General features: G+C 56.3%; 17 protein-coding genes, 2 tRNA genes and 2 pseudogenes. 13 read left to right on the plus strand and 8 right to left on the minus strand.

Features of this window, described 5'->3' with window-relative positions; all coding sequences use genetic code 11:
* Positions 1-29 precede the first annotated feature (29 nt).
* On the plus strand, positions 30-935 hold the full coding sequence (locus tag AC07XF_RS06255; RefSeq protein ID WP_495025814.1) for an amino acid ABC transporter substrate-binding protein: 906 nt from the start codon (positions 30-32) through the stop codon (positions 933-935).
* A gap of 180 nt (positions 936-1115) precedes the next feature.
* Here the strand turns inward: AC07XF_RS06255 and AC07XF_RS06260 are convergent, their stop codons facing one another.
* Both AC07XF_RS06260 and AC07XF_RS06265 read right to left on the minus strand, forming a co-directional pair.
* Complete coding sequence (locus AC07XF_RS06260; protein WP_495025886.1) at positions 1116-2246, minus strand: methyl-accepting chemotaxis protein; 1131 nt, start codon at positions 2244-2246, stop codon at positions 1116-1118.
* 123 nt (positions 2247-2369) lie between these two features.
* Positions 2370-2681 (minus strand): annotated as a pseudogene (locus AC07XF_RS06265) (PAS domain-containing protein); the annotation flags it as partial.
* A gap of 447 nt (positions 2682-3128) precedes the next feature.
* Between AC07XF_RS06265 and AC07XF_RS06270 the strand changes: the two are divergent.
* On the plus strand, positions 3129-3824 hold the full coding sequence (locus AC07XF_RS06270; RefSeq protein WP_495025815.1) for a tRNA (adenine(22)-N(1))-methyltransferase: 696 nt from the start codon (positions 3129-3131) through the stop codon (positions 3822-3824).
* A 415-nt stretch (positions 3825-4239) separates the two neighbouring features.
* On the opposite strand, the gene AC07XF_RS06275 is transcribed toward AC07XF_RS06270, so the two are convergent.
* Positions 4240-4689, minus strand: a complete 450-nt coding sequence (locus AC07XF_RS06275; protein ID WP_495025816.1) for a hypothetical protein — start codon at positions 4687-4689, stop codon at positions 4240-4242.
* Between the two features lie 3 nt (positions 4690-4692).
* Here AC07XF_RS06275 and AC07XF_RS06280 point away from each other — a divergent pair, with 3 nt between their 5' ends.
* From AC07XF_RS06280 to AC07XF_RS06320, 9 genes are all read left to right on the plus strand, one after another.
* Complete coding sequence (locus tag AC07XF_RS06280) at positions 4693-5283, plus strand: hypothetical protein (RefSeq protein ID WP_495025817.1); 591 nt, start codon at positions 4693-4695, stop codon at positions 5281-5283.
* 537 nt (positions 5284-5820) lie between these two features.
* Positions 5821-6402, plus strand: a complete 582-nt coding sequence (locus AC07XF_RS06285) for a hypothetical protein (protein WP_495025818.1) — start codon at positions 5821-5823, stop codon at positions 6400-6402.
* A 131-nt stretch (positions 6403-6533) separates the two neighbouring features.
* Positions 6534-7376, plus strand: a complete 843-nt coding sequence (locus AC07XF_RS06290; protein WP_495025819.1) for a DUF6502 family protein — start codon at positions 6534-6536, stop codon at positions 7374-7376.
* Positions 7373-8941: a DUF5666 domain-containing protein gene (locus tag AC07XF_RS06295; protein WP_495025820.1), complete on the plus strand. Its 1569-nt coding sequence runs from the start codon at positions 7373-7375 to the stop codon at positions 8939-8941. Before AC07XF_RS06290 ends, AC07XF_RS06295 begins: the two co-directional genes overlap by 4 nt.
* A gap of 103 nt (positions 8942-9044) precedes the next feature.
* Complete coding sequence (locus tag AC07XF_RS06300; RefSeq protein ID WP_495025821.1) at positions 9045-9794, plus strand: hypothetical protein; 750 nt, start codon at positions 9045-9047, stop codon at positions 9792-9794.
* Between the two features lie 199 nt (positions 9795-9993).
* The gene (locus tag AC07XF_RS06305; protein WP_495025822.1) at positions 9994-10521 is read left to right on the plus strand and encodes a hypothetical protein; all 528 of its coding nucleotides are present in this window, start codon (positions 9994-9996) and stop codon (positions 10519-10521) included.
* Between the two features lie 570 nt (positions 10522-11091).
* Positions 11092-11739 carry a hypothetical protein gene (locus AC07XF_RS06310; protein WP_495025823.1) on the plus strand — a complete coding sequence of 216 codons (648 nt, stop codon included), beginning with the start codon at positions 11092-11094 and terminating at the stop codon, positions 11737-11739.
* A gap of 606 nt (positions 11740-12345) precedes the next feature.
* A tRNA-Cys gene (locus tag AC07XF_RS06315) sits at positions 12346-12419 on the plus strand.
* 194 nt (positions 12420-12613) lie between these two features.
* Positions 12614-12700, plus strand: a tRNA-Leu gene (locus AC07XF_RS06320).
* Positions 12701-12780: 80 nt separating this feature from the next.
* Here AC07XF_RS06320 and AC07XF_RS06325 read toward each other — a convergent pair.
* The 3 genes and pseudogenes from AC07XF_RS06325 to AC07XF_RS06335 all read right to left on the minus strand — a co-directional run.
* Positions 12781-13619: pseudogene (locus tag AC07XF_RS06325) on the minus strand (tyrosine-type recombinase/integrase); the annotation flags it as partial.
* Positions 13620-14299: 680 nt separating this feature from the next.
* Positions 14300-14656 carry a hypothetical protein gene (locus AC07XF_RS06330; RefSeq protein WP_495025824.1) on the minus strand — a complete coding sequence of 119 codons (357 nt, stop codon included), beginning with the start codon at positions 14654-14656 and terminating at the stop codon, positions 14300-14302.
* Entirely contained in the window at positions 14644-14901 is a 258-nt protein-coding gene (locus AC07XF_RS06335; RefSeq protein ID WP_495025825.1) for a DUF4406 domain-containing protein, read from the minus strand. Before AC07XF_RS06335 ends, AC07XF_RS06330 begins: the two co-directional genes overlap by 13 nt.
* A gap of 947 nt (positions 14902-15848) precedes the next feature.
* Here AC07XF_RS06335 and AC07XF_RS06340 point away from each other — a divergent pair.
* A complete protein-coding gene (locus tag AC07XF_RS06340; protein ID WP_495025826.1) occupies positions 15849-16124 on the plus strand; it encodes a hypothetical protein in 276 nt (91 codons plus the stop codon).
* 528 nt (positions 16125-16652) lie between these two features.
* Here the strand turns inward: AC07XF_RS06340 and AC07XF_RS06345 are convergent.
* Complete coding sequence (locus tag AC07XF_RS06345; RefSeq protein ID WP_495025827.1) at positions 16653-17009, minus strand: IS110 family transposase; 357 nt, start codon at positions 17007-17009, stop codon at positions 16653-16655.
* Between the two features lie 368 nt (positions 17010-17377).
* Positions 17378-18553: a PAS domain-containing sensor histidine kinase gene (locus AC07XF_RS06350; RefSeq protein ID WP_495025828.1), complete on the minus strand. Its 1176-nt coding sequence runs from the start codon at positions 18551-18553 to the stop codon at positions 17378-17380.
* Positions 18554-19205: 652 nt separating this feature from the next.
* Between AC07XF_RS06350 and AC07XF_RS06355 the strand changes: the two genes are divergently transcribed.
* A partial coding sequence (locus tag AC07XF_RS06355) for a hypothetical protein (RefSeq protein WP_495025887.1) occupies positions 19206-19897 on the plus strand: 692 nt, incomplete at its 3' end.

Below are 19897 nucleotides of genomic sequence, written 5' to 3' on the forward strand. Positions count from 1 at the left end.
ATAGACATCTGTATACGGGGAAACCGGACATGAACGTACCATTTACCAAAACCACCAGATTGCTGCTTGCCTTCGCGCTTTTGACACTGCCGCTAATAGCCGGCGCCAACACCCTTGAACGCGTGCGCAGCAGCCACACTTTTACCCTGGGTTACTTGCCAGACCTGGCGCCCTTCAGCAAGCAGGAAGGCGACAAGGCCAGTGGTTATGCCATCGACCTGTGCCTGAAGGTCGCCGACAAGCTCAAGAGCGAGTTGGGCCTGCCCGACCTGCAAGTACACTACCTGCCTGTCAAGATTTCGGACGAGGTCAACGCCGTGAGCCAGGGTAAAGTCGATATCCTCTGCACGCCGACACCGCCCACCCTGGAACGGCGCAAGATGATCAGCTATTCCATACCGGTCTACACCGCCGGCCTCTCGGTCGTGGTGCGCAAGAATGCTGCCGAACCGTTGCTCAAGGTGCTCAACGGCGAGGTCGCCTACAACGGTCCGACCTGGCGAGCCAGCATCAACAATGGCCTGGCCAACCACACCTACGCGACCCTCGAAGGGGGCGTGACCGAAGACTGGATTCGCGAACGGATGCGCCTGCTCAACGTGATCGCCTCGCTGGTGACCGTGGCCAACATCGACGAGGGCGTCAAACTGGTCGCCGAGGGCAAGGCCGATGCCTTCTTCTCCGAGCGCATGCTGTTGCGAAATGAAATCGCCAAGGAGGGTGCGGCCGGGAACCTGATGATCCTGGACCGCATCTTCGAGTACTCGCCGGTGGCGATGATCGTGGATCGCAACGACGAAGACTTCCGCTTGCTGGTTGATACGGCCTTGAGCGAAGCCTATTACACAGGCGCCATAGAAAAGGCATACGACCAGTACCTGGGCGGGTCCAACGATACCGTGAGAAAACTGTTCAGGGTGTATGCATTGCCCTAGTGGCATCGTGCAAACCTGTGGCGAGGGAGCTTGCTCCCGCTGGACTGCGCAGCAGTCCTTCTTTTGGGGGGCGCTGCGCACCCCAGCGGGAGCAAGCTCCCTCGCCACAGGTGATGCAATGGATTCGGAGCAGTATCAATTGGCGAAGACCATGGCGAAGCAGGAATCGCCCTGTCGCTACTAACGGTTAAAACGCTCGGCCAGGCTGTGCAGGTAGTCGGCCATGACTTCCAGATCCTGGCTGATCGCGGCGCCTTGTTTGGCCTGCCCGGCGCTGTGATCACACAGTTGGGCAATGCGCGTGATCTGTTGATTGATATCTTCGGCCACATGACTTTGTTCTTCTGACGCCGAGGCCATCTGCTGGCTCATTCCCGTGATCCGGCTGACGGCCTGACTGATACCGACCAAAGCCGACTGCACCGCCTCGACACGCTGCATGCTGTCGCGGGAAATCTGTTCGCCGCGGCTGGCCGTCGAGACGGCACGATCGGCACCGATATACAGTGAAGCGATGATGCCGTGGATCTGTTCGGTGGATGTGCGAGTGCGTTGTGCAAGGGAGCGCACTTCGTCGGCAACCACGGCAAAACCGCGACCTTGTTCGCCGGCCCGGGCTGCCTCGATTGCGGCATTGAGCGCCAGCAGGTTGGTCTGTTCGGCAATGGAAGTGATGACATCCACCACACTGCCGATCGACTGCGTTTCGCTCGCCAATGCATTGACCGCCTGGCCAATTTCGTTGACTGCCTCATGCATGGTTTCCATGGCGTTCAGGCTTTGCTGAGCCAGTTCGCTGCCCTCACGAGTCAACTGGTCGGCCTCCGACGCGGCATGTGCGGTGCTGATGACGTTATGGGTGACTTCCTGAATGGTTGCGGCCATCTGTGAAATGGCGGCGGCAGACTGATCGGTTTCACTGCGCTGACGATCAAGTGACTGCGCTTGCGCACCGGAGAGTTCGGATGACTGCGCCGCCTTGGCCTTGACATTGACGCCAGCATCGACGAGCCGGGTCAGGGCCGTCTGCAAGCGAGCCTCCTCACTGAGCATGGCCATATCCAGTTGTCCCTGGGGGCCGTGGTTGTCGCTATAGGTAAGCGCGACCAGCGGATCGGAAAATGCTTTCGGATGCTCGGCCAGCGTGCGCTGAATGGCTCTGCGATGTCGGGACTCGATCAGGTACCAGGCAATACCCAGGCTCGCCACCAGGATCCCCTGAGCCGCAGCTTTTGGCAGCCACTGATCACCCAGCAATGAAACCCCGCCTGCAATCAGTAATGGCCACCCGTGTTGCAGTGGCCGGAACATCCGCGCACTCAACGAAACTATTGGCTTGCCGGCCCGCATCCTTGCATAGAGTGCCGCTGCCCGACGGACCTGGTCGCGGCTGGGCACCGAGCGAACCGACTCGTAACCACTCATGCGTCCGTTTTCATAGATGGCCGTGACGTAGGCACTGACCCAATAGAAATCACCATTTTTCGAGCGATTTTTCACAATACCCATCCAGGGTTTGCCTTGCTTGATGGTGTGCCACATATGAACGAATACCCCGGGTGGCATATCGGGGTGTCGGACCAGGTTATGGGTCTGACCGACCAATTCGTCGTAAGTGAAACCGCTGATGGCAACAAATGCGTCATTGCAGTAAGTGATTCGGCTATCCAGATCGGTCGTGGATATCAATCGTTGTTCGGCGGGAAAGACTCTTTCATGCTCGGTTACGGGTAAATTCACACGCATACAATGCGACCCCTCGGATTCTTATTATGATGTTGAGCATATAAATCAGAAATGCGCCCAGGCATTGCGCCGGCCGGGCCAGCCGTCAGATCGTGGGATTCAACGTGCGGGCCTGAAGAGGAATTTATGGACGGGGGAGGCTGGCGGCCCTTCATTCGACGACAATTTCTTTTCATTTCATGACAGGTCCACGATGTTGTTGTGGAATCGTGTGAAACGTCGAAATGAATCAGTTTTGGGTCGCGAATGAGCGCGAGTGTCATGGCTCGGGTCCTGGTGTTCATCTGCTGCCAGAGCCTTCCTTTTCTTGCGCCTCTACACGAACCGTGGGTACGGGTTGAGCCATGACCCTGGTCGCAAAAAGTTGAAATGCACGGCGTTGCTCGACAGAATCGCGCCCCGATCCGGCCAAAGGTGCCGGACGTTCGTGGTGAAAAGGGGCTGCAGTTGAACGAACAGACATTGTCCATGCGTCTGGAGCGCGTGGCGGCGCATGTGCCAGCAGGTGCGAGACTGGCCGATATCGGCTCGGATCACGGTTACCTGCCGGTGGCGTTGATGCGCCGTGGCGCCATTGCGGCGGCGGTGGCCGGGGAGGTGGCATTGACGCCGTTCCGCTCGGCCGAGCGCACTGTGCGCGAGAGCGGCCAGGAACTGCGGATCACCGTGCGTCTGGCCAACGGTCTGGCGGCGATCGAGCCGGGTGACGGGATCACGGCAATCAGCATCTGCGGCATGGGCGGCGAAACGATCCGCGACATCCTCGACAGTGGCAAGGCGCGGCTGAGCGGCCAGGAGCGCCTGATCCTGCAACCCAACGGAGGCGAGCAGCCACTGCGTCAATGGCTGATGGAAAATGGCTACCGCATCCTCTTCGAGGAAGTGCTGCGGGAAAACCGCTTTGACTACGAAATCATTGTCGCCGAGCGCGCCGGGCCGGTGCTGTACACGGCCGAGGAGCTTTACTTCGGCCCGCTGCAGATGCGGGCTCGCAGCCCGGCGTTCCTGGTCAAGTGGCAGCGCATGCTGCACCTGAAGCAGCAGACCCTGAGCAACTTCGCCCGGTCGCGGCAGGCTGTGCCCGAGGAGAAGGTGCAAGACATCGCCCGGCAGGCGCGGTGGATCACCGAACTGCTGGCTTGAGCCCGCCAGGGTTGGTCCGAACAGTCGCCGAACGGCTTGCAACGAGCAGGAGTCCATATACATACATTCCTCAGGAATAGCCTCCAGGCATCACGATGTTCGATTTTTCCCCCTGCTGATGCGTGGTTCGGTCGATTTTGCTCGACGCGGACTGTAGTCCTGACGTTCGGTGGTTGACACTCGGGCTGACAGCAGTACTCTAAAGGTTGTGGGAATATTTCCCACGCAACTATGCTAGCTGGCTCTGAAGGACCGTGCGGAACCGCAGTTGCTCGTTAATGCTGCACATTTATCACCGCGCCAGTTGGTTGGCCGCTCCAATGGGCGGCTGGGAACTCACTGATCATTGCGTTCGATACGGAGATGACTACGCAACTCCAAGCGGAGGTGCATCATGTTGTTAAAAAAATGTTTATTAGCTCTGGCAATCGGCGGAGTCCTGTCGGCATCGACTGTCCTGGTGCCCGATTACATCGGTAGTTTCTCCAGCGTGTATGCCAAAGATGGCGGAAGCGGTGGAGGCGGAGGTGGCCACGGTGGCGGTGGCTCCGGCGGCGGTGGTCACGGTGGTGACGGCGGCGGTCACGGTGGCGGCGGCGGTGGCAACGGCGGCGGTGGTCACGGTGGTGACGGCGGCGGCGGTCACGGTGGCGGCGGCGGTGGCAACGGCGGCGGTGGTCACGGTGGTGACGGCGGTGGTGGTCACGGTGGTGGCGGCGCTGGCGGTCAAGGTGGCAACGGCCATGGAGAGGGTGGCGATCATGGTGCTGCAGGCGGTCATGGAGGCCAGGGGCGCGGCGACGCTGACCATGGTATGGCCGGGAACAGAGGCCCAGGCAATGCACGTGACAACGACGATGACCATGGTATGGCCGGGAACAGAGGCCCAGGTAACGCACGTGACAACGACGCTGACGATAATGACAACGATGCCGCAAACGCAGCCCGGGACGCTGCCAAAAATGATGCAGATGCAGCCAGAGACGCTGCTAGAGCTGAGGCGGATGCAGCCCGGGATGCTGCCAGAGCTGAGGCAGATGCTGCCAGGGACGCTGCAAAAGCTGCTGGCGTAGCTGGCGCAGATGCAGCCAGAGATGCCGCCCGGGCCGCTGCAGATGCAGCCAGAAATGCTGCCAGGGCCGAGGCAGATGCAGCTAGAAATGCTGCCAAGGCTGCTGCCAATGCGGCCAGGAACGCTGCCAAAGTTGAGGCGAACGAAGCCAGAGAGGCGAACGAAGCCGCCAGAGAGGCAGCCGAAGATCAGGCGGACGCAGCCAGAGAGGCTGCCGAAGCTAACGCGAAAGCAGTCAGAGAGCCTAACGAAGCCGCCAGAGAGGCAGCCGAAGATCAGGCGGACGCAGCCAGAGAGGCTGCCGAGGCTAACGCGCAAGCAGCCAGAGAGGCTGCGGAGGATGCCCGAGACGCCCCGGATATCGACGTGGTTGAGGTACAGAACTAGGCCTGCACATTCAGCAATGAACACAGCAGGCATACCCGTTGAAAACGTCCCGGGAGCTTAAGGACGTATCTGCAATGAGTCGCAAGCCCTGAAGAATTGCAGGGTTTGCGACTTTTTTTCCAAATCGTGTTGCACGGTCAGGAACACCGACGAGGATGACCGTCAACTCCAGGCAGCGTCTCACCATCTGCGTTTATTTTTATACTGAACCCAACCCTCCAGCAGTCTCCTCCCCCGACCAAGTCCTGTTCGTCATGAACACAACCTCTCGTCTCCTGCGCGCTTTCGTGCTCGTTGTAGATCGTTTCTGCGTGTGTTGCTGACGCTGAGCGCTGGTCCCGCCCCCAACCGTCGGTCGGCTTTCTCCTGCGCTGGTTGACCCGGAGCCAGATAGGGCTAGTTTACAGTTAGTGGGAAAATTTCCCACGCTAATCACTCAAGAGATACTGCAGAGCTGAGGGTTGCTTCCATACCGCTTCCCGATTGCAACCTGTTTGCGCTGGCACTGCTCGCGGTAAATCACCAGGAGAATGCTTGATGAACACTTACTTGCTTTTCAAGAGAGGATTATTGGCGCTGGCAATTGGTGGCGTCCTCTCGGCTTCTATTGTTTTGGTACCGGATACCATTTCCCATGACTCGAGCGCCTATGCCAAGGATGGTGGTGGTGGTGGTGGTGGTGGTGGTGGTGGTGGTGGTGGTGGTGGTGGTGGTGGTGGTGGTGGCCACGGCGGCAACGGCGGTGGCAATGGCGGCAACAGTGGAAACGGTGGCAACAGTGGTCACAGCGGCAGCGACCATGGGAATGGAAACGGGAATTCAGGCCATGCCAGTTCCGGAGGCTCAAACTCCGGTCGCAGTGGAACCCATGCAGAAGCGGGTGACGACCACGGCAACCACGCCCGCGGCGAGGCCGGTGACGACCACGGAGTCCACGTCGGCGGCGAGGCCGGTGACGACCACGGTGTCCACGTCGGCGGCGAGCCTGGTGACGACCACGGTGTCCACGTCGGCGGCGAGCCTGGTGACGACCACGGCGTCCATGTCGGCGGTGAGCCTGGTGACGATAATGGCAACCATGATGGTGGTGAGCCCGGCGACGACAACAGCCGGATCTGATGCGGCTTGATGACCTCATACAAAACCTTGGGCACCGGTTTTGTATGAGGCACGGAAAAAATACGCGATTGCATTTATGGGATTATTTCCCACGCAGCTATACTAGGGTTAACTGTCCAGGAATGCGCTGAATGCAATCTTCTACCTTGCCTGCTTCTCTCCTCAAAGCCTTGCGGCATGTCATGCGGCCGCTGGTACGCCTGATGCTGCGCAAAGGCGTCACCTACCTGGTGTTCGCCGACCTGCTCAAGGAGGTTTTCGTCGATGTGGCGGACCGTGAGTTCCGTCTGAACGACAAGGCGCCGACCGACAGCCGCATCAGCCTGCTCACCGGCGTGCATCGCAAGGATGTACGGCGCTTGCGCGACACCAGCGACCCTGCTTCTTCCACGCTTCCGGAAAACATCACTTTCGGTGCGCAACTGGTCAACGCCTGGACCCACGCGCCTTTTTGCGACAACGCCGGCCAGCCACTGCCACTGCCAAGATTGGCCAGTGTCGGCGGCGACTGCTCCTTTGATGCCTTGGTGGCGAAGGTCAGCACGGATATCAGGGCGCGGGTGGTGTTGGATGAGTGGCTGCGCCTGGGCGTCGTCCGCCTTGACAAACAAGAACGCGTGCACCTCGAAGTCCAGGCCTTCGTGCCGCAAAAGGGCTTCGATGAGAAAACTGCTTACCTGGGGCATAACCTGCACGATCATGCCTGCGCTGCGGTACACAATCTGAGCAGCGAAGGTCCGGCCTTTTTTGAACGCAGTGTCCACTATGACGCACTGACCCCGATGAGCGTCGAGGCGTTGCGCGAGGCCGTGGCCAAAGAGGGGATGCAGGTTCTGTTGAGTTTCAACCGACTCGCCGCCGAACTGGAATTCCAGGACCTGCCCAGCCTTGAACCGCGCCAGCGCATCACGGTCGGCCTGTACTTCTATACTGAAGCTTCCGATCCCAATTCGCCGACGGCCCCAAAGCCATGACCGTCAAATTGAGCCTGATTCGTGCAATCGCCCTCGCTCTGTGCCTCGGGCTTCCCCTTGTGCTGCAAGCCGCCCCAGCCTGTGTCAGCCAGAATGACGCGGGCATAAATGGAGTGCCAGTCATCCAGGCTCCGGGTGGCACCGGCGGCACGGGCGCGGCGCCAGGCGGCATGGGCGGTACAGGCATCAGCACCGACAACGACAACGGCGGGATCGGGGGGACCGGCGCACCGCTCAAAAAACGTCCTGGCGGCATTGGCGGCACTGGTGCCGTTGCAGGCGGCGTGGGTGGCACAGGCATCAGCAACGACAACGGCGGGATCGGCGGCACCGGCATTGTCGGCACCATCACCGGGTTTGCCTCGATCTGCGTCAATGGCGTGGAAGTGCACTTCACCCAAAACGTTCCTGTCAGCGAGAACGGCATTGCCGCCACCAGCACTCACCTGGCGGTAGGCCAAGTGGTTGCCGTGGATGCGTTCAAATCCCCACGCGGCCTGGAGGCCGGGCGCATTTCTATCCTGCACGTCTACGAAGGCCCCTTGACAGCACTGCCGAGAGCTTCCATGCCCATGCGTGTCATGGGGCAACCGGTACGCCTGGCCAGCGATGCTCAAGTCGCTGCCGGTCTGCGCCTGGGTGATCCCGTACGGGTCAGCGGGCTTCGTGATTCCCGTGGCGAAGTGGTCGCCAGTCGTATCGACCGGGCGCCCGGCCTCAAGGAGGCCAGTGCCATCGGCACGGTGGATCGCAGCGGCTATCTCGAGGGGCTAAAACTCCGCAATCACCCAGGTCCGGCGCAGGAAATGCTGGTGCGCGGCCAGTGGTCCGGCCGCGAGCTGGACGTGACCCAAAGCCGCCCCGACCCGAGCCTGCCCTTCATTGGCCGGGCGCGCAATGCAGTGATCGAGGGCCTGGTACAGGGCCGGCAGGACCGCCATTTGGTGGTGGGTGGCTTTAATGTGACGTTGGCTCGCGACACCGTGTTTGTCGGTGTGCAGCCTTCGGAGATGGCGCTGGATCGACGCGTGCGGGTCAGCGGCGTGTTCAGCGGCGCGCGGGAGGTGCAGGCAACGCGTATCGAATTGCCCCGCGAGCGTTCCGATTCGCCAGCCAGCAACCAGCACGGGCGACTGCGAACCAGTGAGCAAAACACGGACGACTCAAGTGGCTCCAACAGCGCCAACAGCTCCGGCAATTCCGGCAATTCCGGCAGCTCGGGGAGCTCGGGCAGTGACAGGAGCGGCCGCTCCGAGAGCGAAGGCAGCGTCGGTGACGATACTCGCCATGGGGGAATTGACAGTCGTGGCGGCGGCGATAAGAAAGAAAGCGTGGACAAGTCCGGCAAGTCAGAGCGTGTCGAGAGGGTCGAACAACCCGACAAAGTTGAGAAGGTAGAGAAAGTCGAACGCCAAGAGAAAGTCGAGAAAGTTGAACGGCCAGAAAAGGTAGAGAAGGTAGAGAAAGTCGAGAAGGTAGAAAGAGTCGATAAGGTAGAAAAAGTCGAGCTGGTTGAAAAGGTCGAGCAGGTTGAAAAAGTCGATCGCTCCGGCAAGACGAATTAAACAGTGCAGTCATGATGCACTTATCGTCATGAGTAACTAGGCTGGGTAAGTCACGCAACAAAGCATGCGTGTGAACTTCGATGACGCAAGACACGAGGTGAACATGAACCCCAAGCGCATCCTGCTCGTCGGATTGCTTGCCAGCCTGCCCTTGCCAGCCTTGGCCGATACCTTCACGACCTCGATCGCAACCGACTATTCTCGGGGCGACTATGGCACCGGTACTACTTCCGAAACCTGGTACGTGCCGCTGGTGGGCAAGTACGAAACCGGTCCCATGACCTACAAACTCACTGTGCCCTGGCTACGCATCACCAATCCTTCGGTCGGCCCTGACGGCGAGCCGTTGCCCGGCGGCTGCCACAAAGTGGAAAGCGGCATGGGTGACACCGTCGCCGGTGCCGACTATGCCGTGCTTGACGGCAGCGTTGACGGGCTGTTCGTGGACCTGATCGGCAAGGTCAAGTTGCCCACTGCCGACGAAGACAAGTGCCTGGGCACCGGCAAAACCGACTATTCCGCCCAGGTCGATGTCGCCAAGGCCTTCGGCCCTGTGACCGGGTTCGCTACCTTGGGCTGGAAAAAATTCGGCGACCCGTCGGGCTCTGACTTCAACAACCCGATATTCGCTGGCCTGGGCTTCGCCATACCCGTGTTCGCGCGCACTACGGCGGGCGCGTCCTACGATTGGCGGCAGAAGGTCGTTTCCACAGGCGACCAGATCAAGGAACTCACTTTCTTCCTCACGCACAAGCTCAACCAGAACTGGAAGTTTCAGTTGTATGCCGTCAAAGGGTTTTCCGACGCCAGCCCGGATGGCGAGGCTGGACTGTTGTTGAGCCACACCTACTGATACCCACCCGCTGCAACAGTACGTTAAACAGCATTACGCAAAAACATGTTTGGTACGGTGGTGGCCCCCCCTACATTGGGGATTTTTACATGAAATCGGTCAGAGTTACGGGGGCGAGAGCCGATTGAGTGACTGTTTTTGTACTGAGCGGAAAGCCTTTTCCAAAGTCAAAATTTGCTTGTATTGAGTTCAAGACCCGGTGCTTGTCATCCCCCGACACATCTTCTATAACGTGGCCAAAATCAACATCAGATTTATGTCAAACATGAACTCTGTTGTTGACGCCAGACTCCCTGTCTGCAAGAAAATCACGATCATTACTGGCGTAGAGGTTGATGTCAGAACCGCCAGTAAAGGGTTATCCGAAGGTATGCTCTCTGCGATGCCTAAAGCACTGATCGTCACCAAGGCGATCAATGCTCCCGCGGCGAGCGCCGACATAATCATTACTGTCGCTGTCAACGTAACCATAAACAGTGCCACCGCTGACTCGACCACGTTGAATACCTCCATTACCGGCTCTGCCATCACGTTTGTATTGCAATCAGGACTAAAGCAAGGCACGAGCCAACAGGAAGGACGTGGGGAGGAGGGAGGCTATCCCGACTGCCTGGGCGGGCCGCATAGCCATGAATTTGTGCTGATCGCGATTGCTGGCTGGTCACCCTCGAAACGTCGAGGCTGCAATTGTGTTTGGTTACCGCTGGTGTCGACGATCAGAAACTGAAGTTGAGTATTTTTTAATATAAATAGTATGATTATTTTAGTTTGGATAGCCCCAAATGAGAGTCACTCGCCATTGCGTGTGCTGAGCGCTGTACAACAACAGATGGATCCAAGGATGACAACTAATGGATCCAAAAAGTAATTATTAAAGTTCATTTAATTAAGTAGCCCAGTTGTCATGGGCGTTAGCGGCGGAGTTGGCTTGCTAGTGTGGCTTCAGACGCTCTCGCTCTATCCACCGTTTGTCGGGCCTTTGATCGAAAAAGTGAACGTTTCCGCTACTTTGGTCTCTGATTCTTCAGCGCGTCATCGATGACCTGCCCCTGCAGTCGCAGAAAAGAAGTGGAAATTTAACCCCATATGCATTGTATGCAAATGAGTGTTTTTTTACCTGAAATTCAGGAGGCGATAGACAAGCCGATAATTGATTTGCCGGGCAAATCAATTGGGTTAATAGTGCCAAGTCTATGATTTGGCTTATCTTGTATAAGTAAGATCGGACAGGTTTGTTGATAAATAAACTACCTGTGGGTGGTCGATCTGTACTGTCAAATAAGGTGGAGAATATACCGTGGCAATAAATATAATTATGAGCCTGCTCGAAAATAAAGAAGCAATGGAGTTTGTGCGCCTGGGTGTTATTTACGCTCACTTGGTGGCGTGTTGTGTAGCCATTGGTTTGGTGTTGACCAGTGATGTCGCGATGGTTAGAGACCTGTTAAAGCGAAAAGTGTTAACTGAGCATGATAATGCTCACATGGAAAGTCTTCAAAAGTCTGTCGTCGTTGCACTGATCGCTTTGTGGGTAACGGGTATCGCTGTCGTAGGTATTGATTACCTCGGAAAAGGTGTCGATTACTTTATGAATCCCAAGCTTCAAGCCAAAGTGATTATTGTCGCGTTACTGAGTTACAACGGCGTTCTGTTGCATCGCCTGGTACTCCCAGCACTGCAAAAGGCAGGCTCCTTGCTCGATCTCGGATTCAGCGCGCGGATGCTGGCGTTGGCCTGCGGTTCGTTGTCGGCAGTGTCCTGGATGTATGCCGCCATGTTGGGTGTAGGGCGCCCTCTGGCCTGGAAATACTCCCTTTCAGAACTGTTGATGGCCTATCCGGTACTGATTGTGCTCGGCTTCCTGGCGATGCTGGCGTTGACTCAGCGAGCGAAACAACAGGGCTACTCTGTTGCACCTCAGCGGGCACTGGCAGCCGCATACTAAGCCGGCTCTGCGTGTAAACCTCGCGGGCTCGTCCAGAGTCCGCCAGGTGGCGACCTTTTTTGTGCAGGTGACAACACAGACCGGCACAGGGAGGTCGCTTTTGTTTTTAAGGCGTAATTTTCGGTAAACGCCTCACAGGAACACCTCCAGTCAAGACGTACAAGATGCGTGCCCCGGAGAGGCCTCGAGTCCAGGGTTCGGATTACAGCGTAGCGTTTCAAACCCGCCTAAGCTCCATTCGAGCTTCGAGTTCCCCTCCATAAACCGGCAATCACCCATGAGGTTGTCGTCAGCGAGGTCGAGACGATCTACCCCGCGAACCAGGACGGAAGGCTACTTTTTTCCAGTCTGGTTTTGATGAGGGGCTGAACGCACGGACGCGGAGGGGATTGCACCCCCATGGAGTAATGAAAGCTGGCGGCAGAATTTTTTTTGAAATCAAGGGGTTGCCAGCCTCAAGAAATGAGTACATAATTCACGCCATCGAAAGCACTGACAGCCTAAAAAGCCCAATGTTTTCAAGGAGATAGAGTACGAGCAAGATCTCGTTTCTCACTCAAGTTTGTACGCATCTGGTGTTGACGCTACAAGACACCAGGTGTTTGAGGCCGAGTAGCAAAATGGTTATGCAGCGGATTGCAAATCCGCCTACGCCGGTTCGATTCCGACCTCGGCCTCCACTATTAGAAAGCTCCGTAGATCTATGATTTACGGAGCTTTTTTATTTGCAGTAGCCTGCAAGATTTAGTCTTGAAAAGGGTATTTGCGAACTTGCTTCACCGGGTGGGGATGTATATATTTCCACCTCTGCTGCACGAGCGTCAGATCTGCCAGATCGTTATTTGACAGAACCTGGACGGCTCACCGCGCTACCGCCCGAATGGCGAAACTGGTAGACGCATGGGACTTAAAATCCCCCGCTCGTAAGGGCGTGCCGGTTCGATTCCGGCTTCGGGCACCATATAAATCAAGGGTTTGCGAGCGAAAGCTAAGCAAGCCCTTGTTTGTTTCTGGGTCGTAATTCTGGCTTTGGGTCGCAATTCACTTGGTAGGCGAGACTTTCTTACCTATGCGATTGCGGATGTATTGCTCGGTCATGACAACGGTAGTATGCCCAAGTTGATCTCTGGCCTGCATGATGTCGCCACTCGATTCAGCCTTGTCCGTACCGGCTTTAGCGCGTAAATCACGCATTTGAAACTCGGACTTCGCGACACCCGCCGCCTCCCTGGCCAAGTCAAACCTTCCCCGCAACATTGCCACCGTCATTGGTGTGCCATCCTCCGAAACGATCAGCCGCGTCGAGTGGACCCTATGTTCTTTTTTTCGGGACATGATTCGATCAATCAAAACTTTCAGTTCGCCAGTTATCTCAATCCGACGTTTTGCATTCGTCTTGCCTTGCAGCACCCAGATTTGGTCGTCACGGACATCCTGTTCGTCCAGTAATCGGGAATCGATCACGCGCTGACCGGTTAGATAGGCAAGGTCCATCGCATCTCGCAGGCCAGCATCTGCGTTCTCGTATACACGCTTGAACAGCGCGTCCTCGATTTAGACGTCCCGGCCGGTCTCCTTGTTACCCTTGATCCCGGCGCACGGGTTGGCCAAGGCCGTATAGCCAACGTCCCTGGCAAAGTTCCAGATTGCACTGAGCAAGGCCTTCTCGCGGTTGGCCCGTACAGGTGCAGCCTTGCGCCAGGTCAAACACTGTCGGACATGCAGTGGCTGGATTGTTTCGAGTGGTGTCGGCGGGTCGTCGAAAAATGACATCAGGTTTTTAAGCTCTCTGACGTTGTCCTTCTGTGTCGCGGGTTTTTTCGTTGGCACACGACGTCGACCATGTACTTCTCGGCCACGTACCGGAACGTGATCACCTCAGGTCGGAGACTGTCGCGCTGATGCTAATCAGCGACTTGCGGGTCCGGGTGAAACCAGGTGAATCGGTTTTCTTTAGGCATGGGGATGTCCTTGGCCGGTGATCGGCTACAGTTGATGGGTCACTGATATGGAGATCGAATATGAAGTGTTTAATCTGTCAGGCTGCCGCCAGGATTGTTGGAGCGCCTGGAGACTGGTCAGAGGTCAAATGCTCAGCTGGTTGTGGACACTTCAAGGTTTCAGCGAACCTTGTTGCGAAGATGAAGTTCAAGAAGGAATCCTTCGACATCGAACGCACAAGGCGATGGCTTGATATGTCCCGGAATGAGGAGCCTGTGCCATTGATATCGACCTACGATTACAATGTTTCCTTACTGCATCGGGATGCAGAAGACAGATCTACCAGCCCGCGGAATCATTCTAGAAAGTCGGTAACTTCAGATTAGATAGAAGTTCTTGCTTCGATCTGGCGAAGTGCATGCTGCACGGCGGTGATGACCGGCTTCATCAGCGTCGTGCGCTCATCCTATGTCGGCGCGACAGGATTGGTTCGGACGTCCTATGCCGGGGCTTGCAATTCTTATCGCGGACGACAGGGACTGGCTGGATCAAAACGATTTCTTCAGGCATGACTTCGTCCTTGCCGCTATAGCGGCTGACATTGAAGTGGAAAGTGGTGTTACTTGTGGGGAGCGGCAGAGAGTTTGGAGTAAGTGTTGATATTAGTTGTGGCAAGAAGGCAGCGGCCATCTTCGAATTTTGCGTAGAAAGTTATTTCCTTTTCTTTATCACATAGCCACCAGCCCGCAACTAGTCCAACCGGACCTAAAAGCAATGCTCCAGCCAGACTCCATCGAATTACGCTCCCTTTCTTATTAACTATTTCCTCGGTTGCTGTTTCTAAAGTTTCTAGTTTTGAAATGGGTATCTTTATTTCAAGAGAGGGTTTTACTGCGGACTTTAAAATGAACAGTCCAGATTGAAATTCAGCATCACCTGCCAGAAAGTCACCGGATATCACCGTTATCTTCGACATGGTGTTTCTCTTCTGATCAGGTTTAGCCCGCTGATTACTGGGCTCCAAAGGTCCCTGTCAGTCAATCGACTTGCGACAAAAGGTGGGGTTGATGTCTCCATCGATACCAGATCATGGGCCTTCACAACCGTCATGCTGAGGCGGTCAGCGATCAGCACTTCCAGTCCTGCACCTTTCGAATGCTCCCAGCCAGGGAGCGTGGCTACGATGTCGCAGTTCATCAGGGCTGCGATGCTGCGGCGCATGCAATCGTTCCAGGTTCCGCCGCCCCCGGGTTGAGTTCGCGCAGCACCGACCGGCGACCCTCCTGCATGGCGACTACCGCCGTGGTACCAGCGCCGCCCTCCGTGACCGGAAGCGACAGGTGGATATTCTAAGTTTTGGTGTGCAGCTATGCTTTCAGCACTTTGTTCAAGAAATGGATTTCACTATGAGCAGCGTAAGAAAACCGACACAGCGAGAAATCTCCGATGCCTTGGAACTTAGCGAAAGTGAGGTCGCGTTGTACGTTGCAGACGTAGAGGAAAAGGCCGATGGGTCGGGGCACTGGATCTTTTTCAGTGTAGTGACGCCTAACGACGTACTGTTCTGGCTCAGGGTCGGTAACAACCTGAAGCTTGAAACAGACGCCATAAACCTCCTATGGACAAAACAATCACCGAGTATCGCTCGGTAGGTCTCCGGGATCGCGCTTTAACTCCGCCAAGCTCTTATCCTGAAATGCTCGCGACACCTTTTCGCTTGGTTCATAAGGTGTCGTGACATTTCGGAGCATCCACGCCGCTGTCTCGAAGTCAGTATTGACCAGGTTGATCAGCAGCCGCTGGTGGATGTCCTGCTGGTTGTGGACAAAGGTGGAGAGTATTTTACAAAGGGCGTAGCACTTGTAGGTGACAAGTTAAAGGCGTCTGAAATAATACCAATGCTTCATAAGCAAAGTGTGAGTGTTGGTGAAATTGTAGCTTGTAGCTTGCCTTTTAGTTAGCTGGGTCATCTTGAAGATGTCTTTGATGCTCTGTTAGGTCAGAAATTCAAACAGCTTTCTAAATTGGCTAAGGCCCCATATTTCATCCGAAATGATGTTCCTGGGTGTGAGTCAGTCGTGGGGGACGTATCGAAACTTTGGTCGAATTTGCATCAGGCCTTTCATGATAGACATATTCCGGCGCACGAATCGGCTACTCAGTTTGTCATGGATTATGATAAGGCGGCGACCGCAGTAAATAGCGTAAAGCTAATAATTGAAATTACTGAAGCTGTGTTTTGGTCTACGGTCTGGAAGGATGAGCCGCTTACGCAATATGAAAAGAATGTTGCAGCGTGGGAGAAATATAAGCATGTTCGTATAAAACTTGCTGCAGCAATTCGAACTAAACGGAAAGAGCATGATGATTGTTTAGAAGCCTCGCGATTTAGGGTGCTTCACTTTAATTGGAAAGATTGGGTTGCTGACTTCCTCAGGGCGTGAGGCGGTCAGTCACAAGACAAGCGACTGCCGCAACTCGGCTTTTTTTCGCACTTCAGCCCCTCAATTGAAATGGCAAAGAAGCACAGGCGCTGCCTGATGACAGAGTCTGTCCAGCAACCTCCGATCTTCGTTCGGGCAGCCTGGTCATACCCATGCATACAGACATCATGCAGGCCGGAGGATGGTATCTCGCGCATGTTCAACGCAGGGGCGAGGAGCAGCCGATCTGGCGTTTCCTTGATTGGATTCAGTCGCAGTGATGGGGGGACTGAACGCCGCAGCCGTTTGAGGGGCGTTCCTGGCAAACGCACCCTCTCAATCTGTTTTGACTACGGCTGGCTGAATCAGACCATGCCGACAAACGACAGGATAAATAGGACGATCACGACGGCGCCAACGAGGTAGATAATATTGTTCATGACTTCACCGCTTCATTTGGATTGAGGGAAGAAACAGGGGTGTCTAAACAGCTGACACCCTCGTTCGCGTTTCCGTTCCGTTACCCTTGCTGCAGGAGCGATCCAGAGGCTATCGGCTAAAGCGCGCGGCCAAGCTGTGCAGGTATTCGGCCATGGCTTCGAGATCCTGGCTGATTGCCTCGGCATCGTTGGCGTCGTTCTTGTTGCTCTTGACGAACGGTTTGACGAACTGCGGCGCGATCAGTCTCACCCGAAATCCGCGTGCTTGTAGTTGCCGCGCCCAATGGTGCGCACCACCGCAACTTTCCATGCCGATCTCACAGCCGGGTTCGATCTTCTCCAACACCGTTTGCAGCCAGCGATCGCGAGGCAGACGCTGCCGCCAGACTGGCTGCTCATGACGATCCACGCCGTGGATCTGAAACACGTTCTTGGCCAAGTCGACCCCAATGCGCATAAGCTTCATGTGTGGACTCCTTCTCACGGTTGACTGCGGTTCGCACCTTCAGTCTGGCACTCAAGATGCCGAGGTGAGGAGGAGTCCATCCCATTGCTTTTGGTCCAGGCTGTGTGAAACGCAAGCATCGTCTTGAAGTTTGCGTGGCTACGTAAAATCTGTCGGCGTTGGTTCGTCAGGCAGCCCGAGATTTTACGTAGAAACACGATTTTCGTTCCGATCTCAACTGCCAACCTTGCTCTAAAACGTTTTCACACAGCCTAGGCCGATTTCTGCCGTCCACGACCAGCTGAAACCGACCCACAGCGGTCAGTCACGCCAGGCTATCGTCGGCTAGTAATGGAGGGGTGATGGGGCTGAGTGAGGGGCAATCCAAACTAATTTAAGTTGCGAGGAAAGGTTGCAGTGAATGTCGTTCCGCTCGTTAGAGAAGACGTTACAGCCACTTCGCCGTAGTGCGCCCTTGCGATCTCACGAACGATGAACAGGCCCAGCCCGACACTTCTAAGTTCAGCATTGTCATGACTGCCACGGATCATTGGTTCGAACAAGTCCTTGAGCAACTCCAGTGGTATGGGGGTGCCAAGATTGTGCACTGTAATAATGACCGCTTGATCTTCGAAGCTCGAAGAAACGGTGACTTCGCTATCGGCAGCACCGTAGGCCACTGCATTGGCGACCAGGTTGCCGATGAGCTGATACAGCCGATCACTGTCGGCAGTAAAGTCACCTTGCCCATAACGCAGGTGGATCAACTCATGCCCGGGGAAAGCCAGACCCAACTCGTCCAGGCAGTCGGCGACCAGTTCGTGTAGATCGACTGGTTTGGGCAGGACTGCGATACCTCGCCCGACTTGCGTCAAGGTGAAATCCAGCAGATCGGCCACCAGACGCTGTGCGCGCTCTACCGAGTGGGTGATGTGGCCAAGTATTTGTGCCTGTTTAGCATCCATCTCCCTGCGACCCAGCAGTTCCGCCGCCATTTTTATCGCCGACAATGGGTTGCGCAGGTCATGACTGACAATCCCGATAAGCTGCTCGGCGAACAAGGCTCTGTCTTCAGCCGCAGCGTAGGTGATGCGCAGCTTGTCCTGGGTCATATCCAGTACCCGTTGATCCTTCAGGTGTTTTGCCAAATGTCCTTCGGCGAGCATTCGGGCATTGAGCAGTTCGCGCTCGTACCTTTGGCTATCCGCGGCTTTGAACAGGGTCATTTCATGAAATATGCCAGCAGAATGCTCACAGCTGATGGCGCTGAGCATCATTGGAATGGAATGTCCGTTGTAGTGAGCGAGATCGAACTTCACGTCAGCCACTACGCCCTGTATCTGCATGAGGGGCGCCCAGTACATCTTGTGGAACGTCCTTCCCTCGAGGCTCATCAAGTCCTGGATGTGATGACCGAGCAGCTCTTCTCGCCGGTAGCCTAACCAACGGCAGAATGTGAGGTTGACCTGTGCGATCTCGCCATTTTCTGCGGTAAGCAGTAAGCCGCAGTCAGATTCGTCGAAAAGAACGTCAGAACCGGGCAGCGAATCGTCATCTGCGGGCATTTGCATTCACTGACCAATGGGGCCGATATCTGGAAAATTATAGACACGACTCGCGCAAGGACCCTCAGAATTTACCCCTTTCTCAGTGATTGGTCTCGACATTTTTTTGGGGGGTACAGCAGCTGTGAATGACCGTTTATGGCCGATTGCTACCTGTCGCGATGGCCGCAAACCCAAAGCTGTCGTTGGCCAAAGGCAGAAATCGGCCTCGATCAGTCGCTCCATGCCAGCACGGGCAGGCGAGCCAGCGCCATGACTGGCTCTTTGATTCGACCCGGGTTCCCCAGGTAAATCCGAATGCCAGACTCCTGGTCTATCCCATTGAAAACTCATCTCGTTAAACCAGCCGATCAGCTGAGGGGCGATGCTCCAATGGGGGCAGGTTGAAGTGTCTGCTCAACGCATGCCTTGGTCCTGATACTGATTTGTTGAACTCGGGCTGAAAGCACTCCTCTAATACAAACGTGGGAATATTTCCCGCGCAACGATACTGACTGGCTTTGAAGGATCGTGCGGAACCCGCAGTTGCTCGTTAATGCTGCAGATTTATGACCGAGCCGGTTGGCTGGCCGCTCCAATGGGCGGCCGGGAACTCACTGGACATTGCGTTCGATATGGAGATGACGACGCAACTCCAAGCGGAGGTTGCAACATGCAGCTCAAAAAATGTTTATTGGCTCTGGCGATTGGCGGAGTCCTGTCGGCATCGACTGTCCTGGTGCCCGATTACATCGGTAGTTTCTCCAGCGTGTATGCCAAAGATGGCGGCAGCGGAGGTGGTGGCGGTGGTCACGGTGGCGACGGCGGAGGCGGCCACGGTGGCGGCAGCGGTGGCTCCGGAGGTGGCGGTCACGGTGGTGACGGCGGTGGAGCCGGAGGTGGCGGTCACGGTGGTGACGGCGGTGGTGCCGGAGGTGGCGGTCACGGTGGTGACGGCGGTGGTGCCGGAGGTGGCGGTCACGGTGGTGCCGGCGGTGGTGCCGGAGGTGGCGGTCACGGTGGCGGCGACCATGGAGAGGGTGGCGATCATGGTGCAGCAGGCCATGACGGTGACGGTCATGGAGGCCTGGGGCGCGGCGACGCTGACCATGGTGGTATGGCCGGGAACAGAGGCCCAGGCAATGCGCATGACAACGACAGGGCGAAAGACAACGACAGGGCGAAGGACAACGACAAGGCGAAGGACAACGACAAGGCGAAGGACAACGACAGGGCGAAAGACAACGACAGGGCGAAGGACAACGACAAGGCGAAAGACAACGACAGGGCGAAAGACAACGACAGGGCGAAAGACAACGACAGGGCGAAAGACAACGACAGGGCGAAAGACAACGACAGGGCGAC

This window comes from Pseudomonas sp. GW821-FHT01C01, from assembly GCF_059422645.1.

Excerpts from the sequence above, each read along its gene's own strand:
- AC07XF_RS06285 (WP_495025818.1), top strand. The coding sequence starts at position 5,821 with ATGAACACTTACTTGCTTTTCAAGAGAGGATTATTGGCGCTGGCAATT.
- AC07XF_RS06260 (WP_495025886.1), bottom strand. The coding sequence starts at position 2,246 with ATGTTCCGGCCACTGCAACACGGGTGGCCATTACTGATTGCAGGCGGG.
- AC07XF_RS06350 (WP_495025828.1), bottom strand. The coding sequence starts at position 18,553 with ATGCCCGCAGATGACGATTCGCTGCCCGGTTCTGACGTTCTTTTCGAC.
- AC07XF_RS06255 (WP_495025814.1), top strand. The coding sequence starts at position 30 with ATGAACGTACCATTTACCAAAACCACCAGATTGCTGCTTGCCTTCGCG.
- AC07XF_RS06335 (WP_495025825.1), bottom strand. The coding sequence starts at position 14,901 with ATGCGCCGCAGCATCGCAGCCCTGATGAACTGCGACATCGTAGCCACG.
- AC07XF_RS06345 (WP_495025827.1), bottom strand. The coding sequence starts at position 17,009 with ATGAAGCTTATGCGCATTGGGGTCGACTTGGCCAAGAACGTGTTTCAG.
- AC07XF_RS06295 (WP_495025820.1), top strand. The coding sequence starts at position 7,373 with ATGACCGTCAAATTGAGCCTGATTCGTGCAATCGCCCTCGCTCTGTGC.
- AC07XF_RS06280 (WP_495025817.1), top strand. The coding sequence starts at position 4,693 with ATGGCCGGGAACAGAGGCCCAGGTAACGCACGTGACAACGACGCTGAC.
- AC07XF_RS06290 (WP_495025819.1), top strand. The coding sequence starts at position 6,534 with ATGCAATCTTCTACCTTGCCTGCTTCTCTCCTCAAAGCCTTGCGGCAT.
- AC07XF_RS06300 (WP_495025821.1), top strand. The coding sequence starts at position 9,045 with ATGAACCCCAAGCGCATCCTGCTCGTCGGATTGCTTGCCAGCCTGCCC.
- AC07XF_RS06275 (WP_495025816.1), bottom strand. The coding sequence starts at position 4,689 with ATGGTCATCGTCGTTGTCACGTGCATTGCCTGGGCCTCTGTTCCCGGC.
- AC07XF_RS06340 (WP_495025826.1), top strand. The coding sequence starts at position 15,849 with ATGGATTATGATAAGGCGGCGACCGCAGTAAATAGCGTAAAGCTAATA.
- AC07XF_RS06330 (WP_495025824.1), bottom strand. The coding sequence starts at position 14,656 with ATGTCGAAGATAACGGTGATATCCGGTGACTTTCTGGCAGGTGATGCT.